15 protein-coding genes are annotated in these 19,117 nt (G+C 64.8%); 7 read left to right on the top strand and 8 right to left on the bottom strand.

Annotated elements, in window-relative coordinates:
* Positions 1 to 4 precede the first annotated feature (4 nt).
* From FJ443_RS09355 to FJ443_RS09345, 3 genes are all read right to left on the bottom strand, one after another.
* Positions 5 to 1,216: a GNAT family N-acetyltransferase gene (locus tag FJ443_RS09355; protein WP_140582521.1), complete on the bottom strand. Its 1,212-nt coding sequence runs from the start codon at positions 1,214 to 1,216 to the stop codon at positions 5 to 7.
* Positions 1,217 to 1,696: 480 nt separating this feature from the next.
* The gene (locus tag FJ443_RS09350) at positions 1,697 to 2,998 is read right to left on the bottom strand and encodes a hypothetical protein (protein ID WP_181169975.1); all 1,302 of its coding nucleotides are present in this window, start codon (positions 2,996 to 2,998) and stop codon (positions 1,697 to 1,699) included.
* Positions 2,995 to 4,164, bottom strand: coding sequence for a glycosyltransferase (locus FJ443_RS09345; protein WP_140516153.1), 1,170 nt, complete (start codon positions 4,162 to 4,164; stop codon positions 2,995 to 2,997). The genes FJ443_RS09350 and FJ443_RS09345 overlap by 4 nt, the downstream gene beginning before the upstream one ends.
* A 294-nt stretch (positions 4,165 to 4,458) precedes the next feature.
* Here FJ443_RS09345 and FJ443_RS09340 point away from each other — a divergent pair, with 294 nt between their 5' ends.
* Together FJ443_RS09340 and FJ443_RS09335 are read left to right on the top strand one after the other, a co-directional pair.
* Positions 4,459 to 5,619, top strand: coding sequence for a DUF1972 domain-containing protein (locus FJ443_RS09340; protein ID WP_140556373.1), 1,161 nt, complete (start codon positions 4,459 to 4,461; stop codon positions 5,617 to 5,619).
* A complete protein-coding gene (locus FJ443_RS09335) occupies positions 5,616 to 6,875 on the top strand; it encodes a cellulase family glycosylhydrolase (RefSeq protein WP_140582524.1) in 1,260 nt (419 codons plus the stop codon). Before FJ443_RS09340 ends, FJ443_RS09335 begins: the two co-directional genes overlap by 4 nt.
* Before the next feature lie 33 nt (positions 6,876 to 6,908).
* Here FJ443_RS09335 and FJ443_RS09330 read toward each other — a convergent pair whose 3' ends face one another.
* The gene (locus tag FJ443_RS09330) at positions 6,909 to 7,778 is read right to left on the bottom strand and encodes an NmrA/HSCARG family protein (protein WP_140556369.1); all 870 of its coding nucleotides are present in this window, start codon (positions 7,776 to 7,778) and stop codon (positions 6,909 to 6,911) included.
* A 103-nt stretch (positions 7,779 to 7,881) separates the two neighbouring features.
* Here FJ443_RS09330 and FJ443_RS09325 point away from each other — a divergent pair, with 103 nt between their 5' ends.
* Positions 7,882 to 8,772: a LysR family transcriptional regulator gene (locus FJ443_RS09325; protein ID WP_140630565.1), complete on the top strand. Its 891-nt coding sequence runs from the start codon at positions 7,882 to 7,884 to the stop codon at positions 8,770 to 8,772.
* A gap of 111 nt (positions 8,773 to 8,883) precedes the next feature.
* On the opposite strand, the gene FJ443_RS09320 is transcribed toward FJ443_RS09325, so the two are convergent.
* Both FJ443_RS09320 and FJ443_RS09315 read right to left on the bottom strand, forming a co-directional pair.
* Positions 8,884 to 10,254, bottom strand: coding sequence for a VpsF family polysaccharide biosynthesis protein (locus FJ443_RS09320; RefSeq protein WP_210239461.1), 1,371 nt, complete (start codon positions 10,252 to 10,254; stop codon positions 8,884 to 8,886).
* 1 nt (position 10,255) lies between these two features.
* On the bottom strand, positions 10,256 to 12,388 hold the full coding sequence (locus FJ443_RS09315; RefSeq protein WP_140663641.1) for an exopolysaccharide transport family protein: 2,133 nt from the start codon (positions 12,386 to 12,388) through the stop codon (positions 10,256 to 10,258).
* A gap of 265 nt (positions 12,389 to 12,653) precedes the next feature.
* Here FJ443_RS09315 and FJ443_RS09310 point away from each other — a divergent pair, with 265 nt between their 5' ends.
* From FJ443_RS09310 to FJ443_RS09300, 3 genes are all read left to right on the top strand, one after another.
* Positions 12,654 to 14,159, top strand: a complete 1,506-nt coding sequence (locus FJ443_RS09310) for a formyl transferase (protein ID WP_140516165.1) — start codon at positions 12,654 to 12,656, stop codon at positions 14,157 to 14,159.
* A 320-nt stretch (positions 14,160 to 14,479) separates the two neighbouring features.
* Complete coding sequence (locus tag FJ443_RS09305; protein WP_140499087.1) at positions 14,480 to 15,511, top strand: hydroxyacid dehydrogenase; 1,032 nt, start codon at positions 14,480 to 14,482, stop codon at positions 15,509 to 15,511.
* 232 nt (positions 15,512 to 15,743) lie between these two features.
* Positions 15,744 to 16,400, top strand: a complete 657-nt coding sequence (locus FJ443_RS09300; RefSeq protein ID WP_140499090.1) for a GntR family transcriptional regulator — start codon at positions 15,744 to 15,746, stop codon at positions 16,398 to 16,400.
* 57 nt (positions 16,401 to 16,457) lie between these two features.
* Here FJ443_RS09300 and FJ443_RS09295 read toward each other — a convergent pair whose 3' ends face one another.
* Positions 16,458 to 17,459, bottom strand: coding sequence for an NADP-dependent oxidoreductase (locus FJ443_RS09295; RefSeq protein ID WP_140649357.1), 1,002 nt, complete (start codon positions 17,457 to 17,459; stop codon positions 16,458 to 16,460).
* Between the two features lie 96 nt (positions 17,460 to 17,555).
* Positions 17,556 to 18,371 carry an oxidoreductase gene (locus FJ443_RS09290; protein WP_140663639.1) on the bottom strand — a complete coding sequence of 272 codons (816 nt, stop codon included), beginning with the start codon at positions 18,369 to 18,371 and terminating at the stop codon, positions 17,556 to 17,558.
* 104 nt (positions 18,372 to 18,475) lie between these two features.
* On the opposite strand from FJ443_RS09290, the gene FJ443_RS09285 reads away from it, so the two are divergent.
* A complete protein-coding gene (locus tag FJ443_RS09285) occupies positions 18,476 to 19,045 on the top strand; it encodes a TetR/AcrR family transcriptional regulator (RefSeq protein ID WP_140559838.1) in 570 nt (189 codons plus the stop codon).
* The last annotated feature ends 72 nt before the right edge of the window (positions 19,046 to 19,117 follow it).

The raw sequence follows: 19,117 nt of genomic DNA, 5'->3' as shown, positions 1-19,117 counted from the left end.
CCTGTCAGCGCAAGCGGCGCAGGCCGCGCACCAGGCCTTGGCCGGCCTTGAGCAGCCGCGGTTTGGAGCGAATGAAAAGCTCGATCCGGCAGCGCAGCGAAATGTAGGCGGTGGCGCCCCATCCCCGCAGTGTCATCGACTGGCACAGTTCCGCCAGCACCGAACTGGCGGCGCCGATGTGCTCCTTATAGCCCTGGCTGCCGACCGAAAGGTCGAAATAGTCGAACCCGTGCCCGCGCCCCCACATCATCAGCTTGCCAAATGTCGTCAGTCCCGGCGGGGCAATGGCATTCTGGTCGATCCCAAGCAACAGGGTATGGAGCGTGCCTTTCCTGACCAGTACATAGATGACGGCGAGCCAGGCTTCCCCTCCGCGCAATCCGAAGATGCGCACCGAGCCGTCGGAAAGGCCATGCAGCGCGGCATCTCGGTAGAAGTCGACGACGGGCTCCTGCGTCAAAAGGTCGAAACGGCCGAGCTCGCGAAACCGCTTCAGTCGCAGTTCAAGGAGCGTGTCAAAGAGCGTTTCCGTCAGCGCCGGCGTGTCGGCCTCGACCAGGCTCAGGCCGCCGCGCTTTTCGAGGCGGCGGCAATGCTTGTGAAAGCTCTTGGCGAAGGAGGGCCTGCAGATGCGCTTGATAAGCGTTTCCGGTTCGCCGTGCAGGATTAGGCCGGAGGTGATCTGGAGGGAATCGTGCGCCGCCGAAAGCAGCGCCAGAGGATTGGCGACTCGTTGGATCTGTTGCGGGATTCCCAAGATATGGATGCGATCCGCCGGTGGCAGCACGGCGCGGACTGCCGCCCATGCGGCGTCGGCGCCTTGCCTGGTCCATGCCCTATCATCCGCCAGCAGCGGTGCCGAATAATCGCAGACGCCGCAGCTCAACCATTCGATCACGGAGTGGCCCAGCGCCCGGCGCCGCATCAGCGGCAAAAGCATGACCGGCGCGCCCGTGGCGGCGTCGTTGACCTCGACGACAAGCAGTTCCGCGCCTTTGGGCATCAGCCGTTTGGCGATCCCCTCGACCCACGCATAATGCTGATGCGCGGTGCACACGCCATCGGCCTGAAATCGCAGCCAGAGCGGCTTTACAGTGTCGAGGCTGGTGTGCAGCCGGGCTTTGAAGCGCGCGGCTGTACCGGCGCTGGCGGCAGTCGGGGACAATAACCCATCGGATAGATCCGTCTTGGGAGCCGTTCCCGTGGCTTGCCACATGCTTCTCCTGTCCTCCCGGCCGGCCATAAACATCGTCCACGCAAGCAGTGTAAACCCCGCCAACTCAGGACCGCTCCGGGCAGCCGTGCGTTGGAGCGCACGAAAGCCATGGTTGCGGACCAATGGCAGCGCTTGCGATACCCCCGCATCGTAAACCACGGCAAAGTTCGGTCAGGACCAGACCTTTGGCGCCATTATGTTCGTTGCTTTCGCCTACCGGCCGATGGCCGAACTAGTCGAACCTTTGCCCGCGTGCCCAGCTTGTCGACCTGCCATGAGGCCCGGTGAGACGTTGGGCACTTGCGCTCAGGTCGATCGCTAGCATCAAAGCATGAACGGTGCGTTGATGGACACTCAGAAATTGCACCGATCGGTCGTGCCACGTCGGGGCCATTCGTGAGACCACGCCGACGACAAACGGGGCCTTCCCGCCGCGTGCGTCCGTTACACCCTCACTGCCTCGCCTGCCACCGGTCTCTGCTACCGTTTTACCGGGGCGAACGGGACCGACCGCCGCCACCCGCCCAACCAGCTGTCGCGCTGCTGGTCCGGGTGCTCGATGTTCCATATGCGGTGACGTGCGAAATACCATGACGCCGCAAGGACGAAGATTTCGGAGACCGCGGAACCCAACAGCGACCACGGCGGAGGCGCGATTGCCAGCAGGATTGCGATCAGCGTCAGCCCGATTATTGCGCCACCGGTCGTGATGAACGCGACGGTCCGGAAATCACCGAGGACCTCAAGGATGATGCGAGGCATGACATAAAGCATGACCGGGATGAAATTCGCGATCACGAAAAGTCCGATGAATCCGACCGAGGCATCCTGGAGGGCCTGGGATTTTATCATCGGCAGGACGAATAGGATGGCACATCCATAGACGAGGCCACCGATCCCCATGACCAGCGACCAGATCTTCGCTTGCGCCCAGACACGGCTTGTTTCGTTGTTACGCATCAGCTTCGCCAGCTCCGGCTGCGTCATGTTGAAGAGAGCAAGGCTGATGATGCGTAGTGGGGCAAACAGCACGAGGACCGCCGCCAGCGGTGCGTAAGCGGCGGGTCCGGCAATGCCCGCGACCAGCAGGGCCAGGCATTGACCCTGGATGTTCGTGGTGGTCGCGCTGAACGCCGACCAGCGCAGCTGCGGCCAGAGCCTTGTATAGCGGCGGCGCGTCGGCATGCGGAAGCTGATGCGAGGTGTGCGGCGCGCCAGCCGAACCAGGACGACGATGCCGAGTAGATTTGCGGCCGCAAGCGCATAGAACACGGTTTGCAGCGCGTCCTTCGCCAACCACATGGTCAGTCCGGTCAGGATGATGCCGGTGATCGTGAAAGCGGCGTCGCTGATGGAGACGATCACCTGCTGGCGCCGAGCGAACAATGCCGTGCGCATGTGGCTGCGCAGCGACCATGCGCCGACGAAGCAGCCCGCGGCGATGCCGCTCGGATCGCCCAGCAGATGCATCAGGATCGCCGTGCCGACCGCCATCAGCAGCGACACTACCAAAGCCGCTGTTCCGAAGGCCACGTCATGGGCATCGACGCCGGCACTGTTGGTGCTCTTGCCCATCCATATCGAGGCGGGGACGGCAGTGAGCGAGCGGATGTACGACAGGCCGACGCCGCCCATCACCATGCCGATGGCGAAGAGACCGTAACCTTGCGCCGACAGTATGTGCAGCAGCGCGATGTTGAGGGCAAAGTGAAAGCCGCTCTGCATCGCCTCGCCGCCGACCATCAGCACGAGGCGTCGCAGCAGATGGACCGGGAATTTCACGGCCGGGTCTCCGCCTGGCGGGCGGTTGCCGGCCTGCCCGGCCTCGCCATCGTCACTTTCAGCTTGTCGGCGGCGATCGCCGCGATCGCGGCCGCTGCGACCGGTTCGCTGAAGACTGTCTCGTAGCGCGCACGGCCGGCGGCAATAAAACCGCGCCAGGCCTCGGGCCGCAGGATGATCGCCTGCAATTTCGCGGCAAGGGCGGCGGCGTTGTTCGGCGGAACATGCCAGCCGGTCTCCCCGTCGCTGACCACCTCGACCAGCCCGCCGATCGCCGATACCAGTGGCGGCCGACCATAGGCCATCGCCTCGATGGCGACGCGGCCCAGCGATTCCGGGCGCCGCGACGGAACGGTGACGATGTCGGCCCAGCGGTAGTGTTGCGAGGGGTCCGATATGAACGGCAGCACGCTGACGCGATCGGCCAATCCCATGGTGTTCACCAGCTCGGCCAAGGCCAGTTCGCGCTCGGTGCTTTCGAAAGCGCCGCCCACCAGCCGCACTTCTATGCGCGAGCGCAATTCCGGCGGCATCGAGGCGACCGCCTCGAGCAGCACCTCCTGGCCCTTGATCCTGTTGATGCGGCCGAGCAGCAGCACCCGCAACGGCCGGCTGCCGTCATAGTGCATCGGCTCGACCGCAGGCGGGCCGGCAACGCCATTATAGACCACATGCGTGCGTGAACGTCCGGCAATGCCGAAAGCGGCGCGCGTGGCGCGTGAATTGAAGATCAGGTCGGCATGGCTCCAGCGCATCAAGGCGACCAGGATCGTGCGCATGAAACCTTCGGGGATCTCGTGGATATGCAGGACAGCCTTGTGAGGCAGCAGGCGGGCGGCCAGCGCATAGTCGGCCACGATCGAGGTGTTGACATAGACCAGATCGCATTGCCTCAAACGTCGCCATGCCCGCCATAAGGCCAGCGGCAGGCGCGCCATCTCGACGGTCGCGAGGCGCAGGATGGCTTGGCGCCGCAACACCCAGAGCGGCTCGAAGACGATCCGGCTGGCATGCGGTTCGAGGATCTGCACGATCGGCCCGCTGCGCGGCAGCACGACTTCGATGTCGGCGGACGGAAACGCGGCGCGCAGGGCTGCGACGCTTTCCGCGAAGCTTCGGTCGGAGCCATAGAGTTCGTAGCCCTGATGAACGCAGGCAATCCGCATCTTAATATCCCGCCAGGTTCATACCCCATCCAGCATCGCGCGAGGCGGATGGCTGCCGAAGTCCAGGGGCAAGAATCATGCCCGGTCCGCTTTCCCAGGCGGTTAGGCCGAGGAACCCCAGCAACGCCTCGTTTCGATACAGATACGCCCGGAAAGTTGACCGATAATGAAACAACTCCGGCGTTTGGTAAGAATTTTTTACGACGTTCTGCGACAGTTGCTCCCACTCTTGCCCGGCTGGAAGTCGCAGGGTGGGTTCTGGTGCAATGAACATTCCGGAAAGTCCCGTCGGCCATGACATCAAAGCCCTCCATCCTGATCCTGGGAACGCGCGGCATACCCGCGGCCCACGGCGGTTTTGAAACCTTCGCCGAGAAGCTGGCGCTTTTCCTCGCCGGACGCGGCTGGAGGGTCGGCGTTTACTGCCAGGACGAAGTCGAGCGTGTCGAGCACAGGGTGCGCAGCGAAACTTGGCGCGGCATCGAACTCATCCACATCCAGGTCGCCTCGAAAGGTCCGCGCGCGACGCTGGAATTCGACTGGCAATGCGTGCGCGATGCCGTGCGGCGGCCCGGCGTGTGCCTCGTGCTGGGTTACAATGGCGCGCTTTTCCTGACCTGGCTCAGGCTGATGCGGCGCAAGATCATGACCAACATGGACGGCATCGAATGGCGCCGCCCCAAATGGGGCCTGTCGGCGCGAAGCTGGTTCTGGCTCAACGAATGGATCGGCGCCTGGACCTCGCATCGCCTCGTCGCCGATCATCCTGTCATCGCCGATCATTTGGCGACACGCCGGCCGCGCAGCGCGATCGTCACCATCCCCTATGGCGGCGATCCGGTGACGACGGCGCCGGAGGCACCGGTCAGGGCGCTCGGGCTCGAACCTGGAAAGTACCTGATCTCGATCGCACGCATCGAGCCCGACAACAACATCCTGCCGATCGTCGAGGCCTTTTGCAGCAAAAAGCGCGACATGAAGCTGGTGGTGCTTGGAACGCTCTCGGATGAAATCCCCTATCACGCCGCCATCCGCAAGGCCGCGAACGGCTCGGTGGTCCTGCCCGGGGCCATCTATGACCAGGCGACCGTGAAGGCGCTGCGGTACCACGCGCGCGCCTATATGCATGGCCACACGGTCGGCGGCACCAACCCGTCATTGGTCGAGGCGCTGGCGGCCGGCAACATGGTGATCGCCCACGACAATCCCTACAACAGGTGGACCGCGGGCGCCGCCGCCCTCTATTTCACCGATACCGGCACTTGCGCCGGCCGGATCGATCGGGCCATCGAAGACGACGCCCTGGTCGAGAGTTGCGGTGAGGCCGCCAGGGCGCGCGCCCGCGAAGCCTTCCGCTGGGAAGACGTGCTGCTGGCCTATGAGAATGAAGCCTTCCGGCTGCTCGGCGTCGTCGCCGGCGAGGCCGTTCCGGTCGACCATCCCTCGCACGCATGACGACGTGGTCGCGCCGGCGGGTTCTCGGAGCGGCGCTGTCCACGGCGGCGTTGTTCGCGCCGCTTTCTCCCGTGTCGTCCAGCCTGGCCGCCACCGGCGAATGGCGCTTCCGGCGCGGCGTCAACGCCTTCCCCTGGTTTTCGCTGACGCGCGAATTCCCCGCACCCCGTACCGACTACGACTGGCCTCCATTCCAGCAGCGGCCGGTCCCGACGGCGGCCGATCTGCGCAGGCTGCGCGCGACGGGTCTCGATTTCATCCGCCTGCCGGTCGATCCCGGCCCGTTCCTGGCCGGCGATGCCGGCACGCGCGGCCGTTTGCTGGCGATGCTCGATCGGGCCGTCACCGCCGCCCTCGACGCCGACCTCGGCATCATCGTCAACGTGCAGGCCAATAGCGCGACCCACTATTGGAATCCGCACCGCATGGTCTCCAGCACTGCCGCGCCCGCCTTCGATCTCTATCGGACGCTGATCGGCGAGCTTGCCGGCCGGCTGGCGCGGTTTCCATCGGGCAAGGTCGCGCTGGAGCCGGTCAACGAGCCGCAGCAATCCTGCGAGTCCAACGTCTGGTCGCAGGTCCAGTTCGCGCTCCTGACCGAAGCCAGGGCATCGTCCGTTACCCTGCCGCTGGTCGTGACCGGTGGCTGCGGCTCCATGGTGAGCGGGCTGACCGCGCTCGATCCGGCGCCGCTCTCGCGCTTCGAACCGATCCTGTTCACCTTCCACTTCTATGAGCCCTACCTGTTCAGCCACCAGGGCGCGCCGTGGATGAGCGAACCCGTCTACCGTTCGCTCAACAACGTGCCGTGGCCCGCCTCGGCCGGTTCGCTCGAGGCGACGCTAGCTTCGGTGCGGGCGCGCATGGCCGAGGACGCCGAAACCTCCGAAGCGGACAAGAAAGCCGCCTACGCGGAAACCGAGCGCGTGCTGAAGGTCTATTTTGACGCCCAGCCCGGCCGCTGGTTCATCGACAGATACCTTAGCCAGGCGCGCGATTGGGCGGATAGCCATGACATCGCGCCCGAACGCATCATCATGGGCGAGTTCGGCGCGCTGCGCACCGACGCCCGCTACGTCGCCGCGCCCGATCCCGACCGCGCCCGCTACATCGCCGACGTCAGGCAAAGCGCAGAGTCGTTCGGCTTTGCCTGGGCCTTCTGGGCCCTCTTCGACGGCATGGGCATGATGGACGACACCACGCGCGCCCTGGACCCGGCGATGATCGAGGCGCTTGGGCTGGAGATGCCGGGCTAGACGGCCTATCCCCGTTGCTTGTCCTTGCTTCCGTCAAGCGGAGGCAGCGATCGCCGAGGCGAAGTCGCGATATGGGCGCAGTGGGCGTCCGAGCAAGGCGGTCAGGCGCTCGACGTCGCCGGCCTCAGGCAGCATCCCGTTGGTCAAGAACCGCTCGCCCATCAGGCGCATGTCGTAGGCCATCCAGGCGGGCAAGAGCTGCTTGAGATTTTGCTCGAAGCCTTCGGTATTGTCGCCGCCGTAGTTGATCGGGCGGCCAAGCACCTCTGACCAGATTGCGGCGATATCCGTCCCGGTCAGTGTCTCCGGGCCGACGAGGTTGATTCGGTCGAGCGCAAGCGGCTCGGAAGACTGTTCGCGGCGCAGCAACTCGAGGGCGGCGATCTCGGCGATATCACGCACGTCGATCATGGCGAGCCCCTTGGCGCCGATCGGCATTGGGTAGGTGCCGTGGCCGGTGATGACGTCTTCGATCATCAGATCGTTCTGGATGAAGTAGGCCGGGCGCAAGATCGTAGCCTTGAAGTCCATCTCCTCGATCATGCGCTCGACGCCGAACTTGCCCGCGAAATGGGGTACGTTCACATAGACGTCAGCGTGGACCACCGACAGATAGACGATCCGCTCGATGCCGGCAGATCGGGCGACGTTGAGCGCGACCAAAGCTTGGGTGAATTCGTCCGGTACCACGGCGTTCAAGAGGAACAGAGTAGAGACTCCGGACATGGCTTTCCGCAGCGAATCGACATCGAGAAAGTCGCCTTGCACGACGGAGACGCCTGCCGGGAAGTTGGCTTTCGACGGATCGCGGACGAGAGCACGCACATCTGCGTCGCGCTTGACGAGATGTTCGACGACTTGGCGGCCAATGTTGCCCGTGGCGCCGGTAACGAGAATGGTCATGAAATTTCTCCTGTTGGATTGCTTGACAGCTCCAATATGTGTGGCTCACTAACAGCCCAACAGGCGGAAATTTTAGACACGTCGTCTCACTGGTGGAACACACATGGACCTCCTTGCCCTCGCCGATTTCAATCTCGTTGCCCGTCATGGCGGCTTCGGCAAAGCGGCAAGGGCCACCGGCCGGCCCAAGGCAACCCTGTCCCGGCGCGTTGGCGAACTGGAAAGCAGTCTTGATCTGCGCCTGTTTGAACGGGGTGCGCGTAACCTCAAGCTCACCGAAGAAGGACGGGCGCTCTTCGAGCGGACGGGAGCGTTGCTCGCCGAACTCGACGAGACCGCTTCGGCGATTGCCTCGGGCGGTCAGAGACCGAAGGGGAAGCTACGGATCAGCGCGCCTTTGCATTTTTCTCAGACCGCAATGGGAAGGATCGCTGCGGGGTTTGCCCTCAAATATCCGGAGGTGAGGCTGGAGGTCACGACCGAGGACCGGGCCGTGGACATGATCGAGGAAGGCTACGACCTGGTGATCCGGGTCAATCCGGATCCCGACGAAAGCCTGGTCGGACGGGCGTTTCTGCGCGATCGCCTGGTCCTGGTGGCTCGCCCCGACCTTCCTCGCCCGACCGGTGGACTCGCCGCTCCTGGCGTTGCGCGCGGGGCAGGCGATCTGCAGACATTGCACGTGAAGACACAAGGCGGCCGGTCAACGATCACGATCGAGCCGGTCGTCGCCTTGTCGACGCTCATCATGGTCCGGGACGCGGTGCGGGCCGGCGTCGGTGCGGCACGTCTTCCCATTTCGTTGGTGAGCCACGACCTGGCTGACGGCACACTGGTAAGTTGGGGGGAGATCGACGGCCCCGAGATCGCTCTATGGACGCTCTACCCCTCTCGACGGCTGCTCAGCGCGCGAGTGTCGGCGTTCATGGACTTTCTAAAACAGGCCTTCCCAAACGGGACGCCCGACGAACTGGCTGCCTATATTGGCAGGTGACGACCGTGCCCGCTTTCGGGCGTGGAAAGTCCTAAGAAGCGCTTTCCCGGCGTCATGGCTGAGCCCCATGTCACATGCGATCCGTCTTTGCGAAACACAGGGGATCAGCCGCTAACGGCGGAGAGGCTGCGCTCTTCGCCGGTCGTCTCCAATTGCGCGCACTGCTTGCGCCTCTTGCCGCGCCACGGCCCGCGCCGGCCGGTACAGCACCAGCGCCAGCACCACGAATTTGGTCAACAGCGTCGTCTTGGAGGCGAGGGTCTCGGAGGTGTTGAGCAGGATCAGCCAGCCCAGCATGGGCAGCCAGATGCCGGGATGGCAGCGGCGTGCCACCTCGTGCATGAACAGCACGAAGCCGAACAGCATCAGCAGGGTAAAGAAGGCGCCCTGATAGAGCACCATGCGTATGATCGGGTTCTCGATGCCTTGTTCCAGGCCGTTGATGCGGCGCATGCTTTCGATCAGATCGATATCAGGCCCCACGATCAGGTCGCCCAGCCCCAGATTCTTGAAGAGGTCGAACATTTCGACGCGGGCATTGGCGCTGCCGCTGTCGGAAACGAAGCGCTCCAGCAGCGCGTCGAAGAAGCCGTAGGAAAAGAGAAGGGCGACCGCCACCGGCAGCAGCGTGGCGAGCAGGACCGCAAGGGCCGCGCCCAGCAGGCTGACGCGTCCATGCCGCAGATAGGCCACGCCCCTGAAAAGCAGATAGATGCCGCCGAGCGCGAGCGTGATCACCATCGCCGAACGTCCGCCGAAGGCGACCAGCGCCGCGGTTTGCAGGCCGATCAGCGAAAGCCGCAGCGGCATCGACAGCGACCGTGAGCCGGAGAGCAGCGCCAGCACATAGACCGCGGTGATCGTGGCATTGGCCAGCGGATGGCCCTGAAGCGCGGTCGAGCGCAGGTCCGTGAACACCTCGCCGTCGAGCCGGTAGGGAAACACCAGCGTCTTGGTCGCGAACTCGAACAGCGCCAGCACCGCATTCGCCGACATCACCGCGTGAACGACCGTCTGCAGCCGCGCGAAGGTCCGGTCGTCGTCCTCGGCCAGCATCAGCACCAGCAGCGCCGCCGTCACGAACGTATCGACCATGCCCGCCATGCCCGGGCGATGCCTGACGACGACCACCACCAGGAGCACGACCGAGATGACCGCCATCAGCGCGCTGGCCGGCCGCCGGTCGGCAACGGCAGCCATATAGCCGACCGGATTGCCGAACGTGCATGAACGCCAGGCAAACACCAGCACCAGGAGATAGGTCGACGGATGGATCTTGGTGGCCGGACTGCCGAGCAGGCCGTCGTAATTGTAGCCCACCAGCCATAGCATGCCGCCGGAAACGGCGAACAGCACCGCCACCGTGACGACCAGGCCGAAGCGGGTCACCCAGTCGACGGAACTGCCGGCGCGGGATGCGGCGGCGGCTTGACCCGGCGCGGCCCAGCCGGCTGCCGGGCTGGCGGGCCGGACGGCGGCCATGTCAGGCCGCCTCGTCGACCAGCAAGGCGCCGGTCGGCAACCGCCCCATGACGGAAATGGCCTGCGAGGCCGCCGCGACATCGCGCATCGGCGTCGAGTTCAGCGTGGCGACGAGCAGGATTTCGTCGGCCATCGCTACCAGCGGCGAGGCATTGAGATTGTCGGCCAGCGCACCGCCATCGATGACGACGAGTTCGAAGTGGCGGCCCGCCTGGACCAACATCTGCTGGGCAAAATAGACGCCCTGCGCCTCCTGGAAGACGGCCTTTGACCGGCCCCTCCCCAAAAGCGCGACATTGCTGCCGGGCGTATACTGGCTCAACGCCTCGATACCGTACTCACCGCGAAGCACGTCGAGCACGCCCGGCTGCTGATCTTTCTGGCCGCCGCCGGCATTGGTATCGATGAACAGGATACGGCCGCCTCGGGCGGCCGCGGCATTGGCCAGCAAGCGCGCCACCCTGCCGCGATGCGCGGCGTCCTCGGGCGGCGACGTCACCAGTATGGACGGCACCAGCGGCCAGTCCGGCGGACGCCGGCCCGACGAGAACATGCGCCTCAGCGCCAGCCCGACGACCGCGTCCGTCTTCTGGCTCGCCGCGGCGGCCGTGCCGCCGAAAGGCCACCAGCGGCGGGTGTTGCCCGATTTTGCCGGCACCACGCCAAGCACCGGCGCGTCGATGGCCGATTGCATCTGCGCGCTGGAAAGCACTGTCGGCGAGGAATATTCCGCGATCAGCGCCAGGCCGGTGCCGAGCCCCAGGCCGCCGAAGAGCGCGCCCAGGACAAGCAGCGACAGCGGCGGCCAGCTCTTCTTCAGGGCCGGCATGGCGCTGGAGATGATCCGCGCATTGGTGCTGTCGACGTTGATCTGCTCGCGCGTCTCCTGCACCCGCTGCAGATAGTTGGCGTAGACGGAGCGAACGGCCTCGAGATCGCGCTGCAACTCCCGCAGCTTGACCGAAGCCTGGTCCGTATCGAGCGACTTGGTCTTCATGCCGGCGACCTTGGCCTCCAGCGCCTGCTGGTTGGCCAGCGCCCGCTCGTAGTCGGTCTCGGCAGCCGCCCCGATGCGGCCGAGCTCTCGCCCGATCAGTGCACGCGTATCGCGCAGTTGCTGCTGCGCCGCGATCATCGAGGGATGGCGTGGCCCAAGTTCCGTGCCGAACTGCGATACCTTGTCGACAAGCGTCGCCTCCTGCGCCCTGAGGCTCGAAATCACCGAGGAGCGCATCGCTTCCGAGGTCGCGTCCGGCGCCCCGCCCGACCTGCGCAACTGGTCGACCTGCGCCTTCAGCGCCGCGGTGCGGCTTTGCGCTGCCGAAAGCTGCGTATTCAGCTCGGTCAGTTCCTGGTCGCTGACCAGATTGCCTGCCGCCATCACCATGTTGTTGGCGGACCTGTAGGCCTCGACGGCATTCTCGGCCTGCTGGACGCGCTTGCGCTGCTCATCCAGTCGCGCGGCGATGGCGTCCGAAGCGTCCTTGGCCATCCGCGCGCGTGAGCTCGCCTGATCCGCCAGATAGGCCTGCGCGATCGCATTGGCCAGCATCGCCGACTTCTCGGCGTTCTTGGTGGTGATGATCACCTCGATGACCAGCACTTTGTCCGCTCGCCGCACCGCCAGGCGTGCGCGCAACGCATCGAGCGTCTTGGCAGTCTTGTCGGCTTCGCCCGACCCCGAACCCAGCAATCCGCCGAGTAAGCGTCCCAGCATGCCCTGCCCGTTGAATTCAGGATCCTCGGTCAGGTTGGTCGCCTTGATGGCCCTGAGCAGCACCCCCGTCGACTGGACGACGCTGACCTGGCTTTCCACACGGGTTATGCCGCCGTCGGGCGGCACCTGGCTCGGATTGACGTCGTTGCTGACCACCTGCAGGTCTTGCGGATCGATGATGATTTCCGCCGCCGAGCTGTAGAGCGCCGGCGTCAAAAGCCCATAGAGCAGGGCGCCGAGGGTCAGCAGCGCGGTGATGGCAAAGATGAGGGAACGGCGGCGCATCAATATGCGCTTCACGTCGCCCAGCTCGACGGTCGAGGCCGGGTAGGATGGCGCCAACGGCACCGCTTCGGGCGCGTATTGCATCGCCTCCGGAGCGTATTGTTGCGGCAACGAGAGCAGGGATGATTGCAAGGGTCGCTCCGACAACACTCCATGCGCCTGCAAAGATCAAATTGCGGCTTTGTCTTAGCTATGCTTCCAACTGTTAAAACACTGTTAATTATATTGAGAGCTCTTGTGAATTTTGGCACGGGGTTTGCCTAGAAGAGGCGCGGGTGTTGATACGGCGCGGGCAACGGGGGAATGACATGGAATGGGGCAACACTTCATCCGTCCGGCCGTTTCCCGCGTCCAAACACCGGCCCAATACCGAACATCACAACGATGAGGATGCGACATGCAGGTGAGCCTGCGCCTGGACAGCGAATGCCCGCGTGCCTTTCACCTGACGCTGCTGGAGCGCCTGGCGGCGCTGGCGCATGTCGAGGTCTCTGTCGATCTCAGGCCGGCCGAGGGCGGCATACCACCCAGCGCCGCGGCGCTGTTTCAGCTGGAAACGGCCATCCATGGCCTGTCCGCGAACGGGCTGGCGAAACGCCTGCCGCTTTCGGCGCTGGCGCCCTATCAAGCGCGGCCGCCGGCAGCGCCCGATCTGGTGATCGACCTCTGCGGCGACGTGCAGCGCGAAGAAACGCGCGTCTGGCGCGTGACCTATGACGGCGCGGCGGGCGAAGCAGCCCTGCTGGCGCTGATCCTCGATGGGCGAACGCCGATCGCCCGTATAGAGGAAAACGGTGCGTACCTCGCCGAAGGCCGCTTGGGCACCGAATATGGCGGCATCGCGCTTGCCTCGTTCCAGGATATGCTGGCGCGCACCGCGAGCCTGATCCTGGCGGCGATGACCGGCGCCGCACGGCACGCCCTCTCCGTCCTGCCGGAGCCGGCGCACGGCAATGCCGCGCCCGCCCTGCCGTCCTCCGCCAAGCTTGGCGTCAGGGCCGGCAAGGCGCTGGCGCGGCGCATCGTCCAGAAGATCTACCATCTCTGCTACAACGCCCCGCACTGGAAGGTCGGCTGGCGGCAAACGCAGGGGCAGGACCTGCTCGACCTGCGGGCGCATCCGGCAACGGGCTGGCAGGTGCTTCCCGACGACGGCAGCCGCTTCTACGCCGACCCATTCCCGATCCTGTATCAGGGCAAGGTGACCCTGTTCGTCGAGGACTATATCCACCGTCTGGGCCGGGCCATCATCTCCGCCGTGCCGTTCGGCCCGTCGGGGCCGATCGGCCGCCCGGAACCGGTGCTCGACCTGCCCTATCACCTGTCCTATCCGTTCGTCTTCGAGCGCGACGGCGAAGTCTGGATGGTGCCGGAGAGCTGCGCCAACCGCACGGTCGACCTCTACCGCGCCACCGCCTTCCCTGGCGGCTGGGTCAAGGAAGCGACGCTGCTGTCAGACATCGTCGCCAGCGACGCCACCCTGGTCGAGCATGGCGGACGATGGTGGCTGTTCGCCACCGTCAGGGACGGCGGCGGCGCCTTTTCCGACGCGCTGCATCTGTGGTCGGCGCCGGACTTTCGCGGACCGTGGACGCCGCACCCCAAAAACCCCGTCCTGATCGACATCGCCTCGGCGCGACCGGCGGGCCGCATGGTAGAACGGGAGGGCCAATTGCTGCGCCCCGTGCAGGACTGCCGCAGGAGCTATGGCGCGGCGCTCGGCATCGCACGCATTGTTCACCTCGATTTGGACGGCATGAGCCAGGTTGTCGAGACCATCTTGACGCCTGGCGCGTTATGGAGCGGGCGCAAGCTGCACACGCTCAACGAGGCGGGCGGCCTTGAATTCATCGACGGTTCCGCGATCGCGCCGCGCTGGAAGCAAACGAGCGGCGGGCGCTGACGACGGCCTGCGCATAAGGTCGATACGGCCCTCTGGCAAAAAGCCCCCGCCAGTCATGGCCGGCGGGGTGAGGCTCTGGAGTAAGCCGGAATCGGTCCGGCATGGATCAACGTATGGAGCGGTGGTTGGTTGCGGCGCCAGAAGCGCATTCCCTTTCCCTTTTTTGGGCCCTTGTGCAAGAACGGCCCCTCGCCCCAGCCGCAATCCCGCCTTTCTTGTCGCGAAATTTTCCTCCTCCGTATGCATGTTGTAAGTCGTTTAATCCGGGATAGATTGCATCCAGAAGGGCGCCAAAACGATCGCGCCGGGAGGAATTCGCCATGTCCGACAGCGCCCTGCCGCTGGTCATCAGCGCGCCCGAACCGCGCACGCTCGACCTCATCTTCACGCCGCCGCAGCTGGCGCGCTTCAAGGCGAAATATCGCATCGTCGAGACGACGCCGGACGGCGTGGCGAAACTGCCGGCCGATGTGCTAGCCGAGGCCCGCTACATCGTCGGCCAGCCGCCGATCGCGGCCGAGACGCTGGAGAAGATGAAGGCGCTGCGCTGCGTCTTCAATGTCGAGAGCAACCTCATCGACAACATGCCCTATGAAACGCTGTTCGCGCGCGGCATCCATGTCGTCACAACGGGCCTGGTCTTCGCCGAGCCGGTGGCCGAGCTCGGCCTTGCCATGGCGCTCAACCTCGCCCGCGGCATCGTCGATGCCGACCTTGCCTTCCGCAAGGGCGAGGAATTGTGGGGCGGCGACGGCAACCGGACGGCGCGGCTGTTGTCAGGCGCCGATGTCGGCATCATCGGCTTCGGCGATCTCGGCCGCGCGCTGAACCGGCTGCTGTCGGGTTTCCGCACCAGGACAAAAGTCTTCGATCCCTGGCTGCCGCCGTCGATCCTAATCGACAATGGCGTCGAGCCGGCCGCGATGGACGAGGTGCTGTCCGCCAGCGACTTCGTCTTCGTCGTCGCCTCGGTGACCAGCGAGAACCAGGGCTTCCTCGGCGCCGACGCCTTCGCCAGGATGCGCAAAGGCGCGGCCTTCATCCTGCTCAGCCGCGCCGGCGTGGTCGACTTCCCCGCTTTGATGGCGGCGGTGAAGGGCGGCCACATCCTCGCCGCCAGCGACGTCTTCCCCGAGGAGCCGCTGGCGCGGGACCACCCGGTGCGCGCCTTGCCCGGCTTCCTGCGCTCGGCCCACCGCGCCGGGGCGCTCGACATCGCCTTCAAGCGCATGGGCGACATGGTGCTGGAGGACATGGACCTGATCGACCGCGGCCTGCCGCCGCTGCGCTCCAAGCGCGCCGAGCGCGAAACGGTCTCGCGCATGCGCTCAAAGCCGGTGGACAGGAACTGACAGGGCGGCGACGTCCCTCGCGTCGCTTGACAAAAGCATGGCCAGCGACGACCCTCGCCCGGCCCATCTGGGGGCTCGGCAAGCGGCAGGGACCGTCGGCGGTAATGGCGCAGCTGGCGGGCTCAAGGCCAATCGGTCCGGCCGGCCAAGCGGTCCGGTTCTCTTTTTTCGCCATGGCAAGGCGGCAAGAGCGGCCCTCGCCATGAGGCTGTCGAAAACGCGACGGAGCGCGATGCTCAACACGATCGATTATGGCGGCAAGGAAGCCGATATCGTCCACGCGCTGGAGGAAGACATCATCTTCGGCAGGCTGGCGCCCGGCGCGCGCCTAGTCGAGGACGTGCTGCTCGCCCGCTTCCCGGTGTCGCGCCATACCATTCGACAGGCGCTCTATCAGCTCGAAAGGCTAGGCGTCGTCACGCGCGAGCGCAACAAGGGCGCCATGGTGCGGCGGCTGTCGCCCGACGAGGTACGGCAGATCTACGAGGTGCGCGAGATGCTGCAGCGCCAGGCGGCGCTGATGATCCGCCTGCCGGCGAGCGATGCGCTGATCGAAGAGCTGACGCAGATCCTCCGCATCTATAACGACCATGTCGAGAGCGGCTACCTGCGCGGCATCCACGAGGCCAATGATCGTTTCCATCTCACCATGTTCTCGGCCTGCGGCAATGCCTATCTGGTGGCCTCGATCGAGCATTACATGCGCCTCAGCCTGCCGGTGCGGGCTAACTCGCTGGCCGACAGGGAAAAGCTCGACATCTCGCGCCAGCACCACGCGATGATGATCGAGGCGCTGAAGCGCCGGGACAATTGGGTGCTGGCGCAGCTCTGCGTCGACCATTTGCAGCCCAGCAAGGCGTTCTATCTCCAGGAGATCGAGAGCGGCTGAGACCGCCCTGGCTAAAAGGCGCAAGACTGACAACAGGCCGAGCGGCGCCGGCGCCTTCTATCTCACCTTCACGACCACCTTGCCCTTGGCGCGCCCCGTCTCGACATAGGCCAGCGCCTCGTTGGTCTTTTCGAATGGGAATACCTGATCCATGACAGGGCGTATGACGCCGGATTGGATGAGCGACGTGATCCTGCTCAATTGATCGCCCTGCGCCCACATGAACAGGAACGAATATCCGACCCCGGCGCGTCTGGCCTTGCGGCGTATGCCGCGGCTCAGCAGGCGCAGGACCAGTTTCAGGACAATGTTGAGGCCTTTGTCCCTGGCAAATTCGGGATCCGGTGGACCGGAGATGGAGATGAGCTTTCCGCCCGGCTTCAGCACATGCAGGGATTTCTCGAGCGTCTTGGGGTCCTGGCTGTTCAGGACGACGTCGTAGCCATGCAGGACCTTCTCGAAGTCCTCCTTCTTGTAGTCGATGACGACATCGGCTCCGAGACGTCTCACCAGATCGGCGCTCGCGGCGCTGGCCGTCGTCGCAACCGTGGCGCCGAGATGTTTTGCCAGTTGGATGGCGAATGTCCCCACACCGCCGGAGCCGGCCTGGATGAACACCTTCTGCCCTTTCTTCAGCCCTGCCCTGTCGACGAGCACCTGCCAAGCGGTCAGGCCGACCAGCGGAATGGAGGCCGCCTCCTCCATGCTGAGACTGTCGGGCTTCAAGGCCACGTCGGCTTCTTCGACGGCGATGAATTCGGCGAATGTCCCGATCCGTCCGTCGCGCGCCCGCGCATAGACTTCGTCGCCGGTCTTGAATTTGCGTACTTTCGACCCGACGCGAATGACGATGCCAGCCACGTCATGGCCAAGGATGAATGGCGGGCGGTAAGGCAATATGAGTTTGAACTCCCCGTCCCGGAGTTTGGAATCGAGAAGGTTTACGCCAGCGGCGTGGACCTCGATCAGGACATCGTTGTCGCGCGGTTCCGGCTCAGGCATCTCTGCAAGCCGCAGGGCGCCCTTCTTCTGATATTTGTCGACGACAAAGGCTTTCATCATATTCGCTTTCTTGAAATGGGTCCCGATATCGGACAGGCCGGGCTTTCGGGGCAGCGAAACTGCTTGTGCGGGCACCGACTTGGCACGCTCCGTTCAGGCAGGCAGGCGGAACTGCTTGCGCAAGGTCTTGTCGAACGTCGCGGCGGGCGCGAACCGCCGCAGCGTGCTGACCAGCCGGGCTGTCTTGCCGGCGGTGTAGCGTCGGCGCTGACGCTTGTCGGTGGCGGCCCTGAGTACCACATTCGCCACCGCTTCCGGCGGGTCTGCTTTCGGCATCACGTCGCGAAGCAATGCGTCGATACCGGCGCGGGCCTGATCGTATTCCTTCATGACGGAATCGGGCTCGAGCCCGTTCTGGTCGAACACGGTGCGCACGAAGGCAGGTTCGATGACCGAAACCCGGATGTTGAAAGCGCGAACCTCGTGGTCGAGCGATTCCGAATAGCCTTCGAGCGCGTGCTTGACGGCGGAATAGTGGGCCGAGTACGGCGCGGGGACCAATCCCAGGATCGAGCCGATATTGACGATGCGCCCCTCGTCGCGCCGCCGCATCGACGGCAGCACCGCGTTGATCATCCGCATGACGCCGAACAGATTGACATCGAACAGGGCCTTGGACTGGGAAACCGAGGATTCCTCCGCGCCTCCCAGCAGCCCGACGCCGGCATTGTTGACCAGAAGGTCTATCCGGCCGGTCCTGGCGAGGACATCTGAAACCAGAGCTGCGACCGATGCGTCATCGGTCACGTCACAAACCAGCATCGATATTTCGCTCGAACCCTGGCCTGATATTTTGCGGCTGGTGCCGAAGACGGTGAAACCCGCCCGCGCCAAAGCCTCCGCGCTGGCGCGGCCGATGCCTGAGGAGGCGCCGGTCACGATCGCCGTCTTTCCTGAATTCCGGTTCATCTGGTAACTCCGAACTCGAGAGGTCTTGCCTCTCGGCGATGATTGAATTATGATCGTAATATCACATTACGAGTGTAATGCAATAGGGAAGCGGAAGGAGCGCCATGCGCTACGAAAAAGGCCGGAAGGACGCATCACGCAGCCGGATCATGGAGGTCGCCGCCGAACGGTTTCGCGGTGACGGCATCGCCGCATCCGGACTGGCAAGCATCATGAGCGACGCCGGCATGACGAACGGCGCCTTCTATCCACACTTTCAATCCAAGGCCGAACTCGTCCGCGAGAGCATGGTCGCGGCACTGGAGGCTCAGTCGCAGCAATTGCAGGAGGCGTTGGCCTCGGGAGGGCTGGATCTGGCCCTCGCCATGTATTTGTCGCCCGAGCACCGGGATCATCCGGAGACCGGCTGTGCTTCGGCGGCGCTGTTGCCCGAAATCGCGCGTCAGCCATCCGAGACCCGCGCGCTCTACACCGAACGATTAATGACTCTGGTGCGCCAGCTATCGGCGCAGTTGCCGCCTGGAATCCCTGATCCGGAGGGCGTTGCATTGGGCGTTTTCGCGGCGCTCATCGGCGCCCTTCAACTGTCCCGCGCGGTGGAGGGAACCGAATTGTCCGATCGCATGCTGACGGCGGGAGCGGAGGCGGCGCGGACTCTGGTCCAGCCGCGCTAGGGTGAAGAGGAAGGCGCTATCCCGTGCGATGTGCCCCCGCTGCAAATCTAACGATGCAGCCAAACGAAGAAA

The organism is Mesorhizobium sp. B2-6-1 (assembly GCF_006440475.1).
Lineage (GTDB): Bacteria > Pseudomonadota > Alphaproteobacteria > Rhizobiales > Rhizobiaceae > Mesorhizobium.
This window is presented reverse-complemented; position numbering and strand designations above follow the sequence as displayed.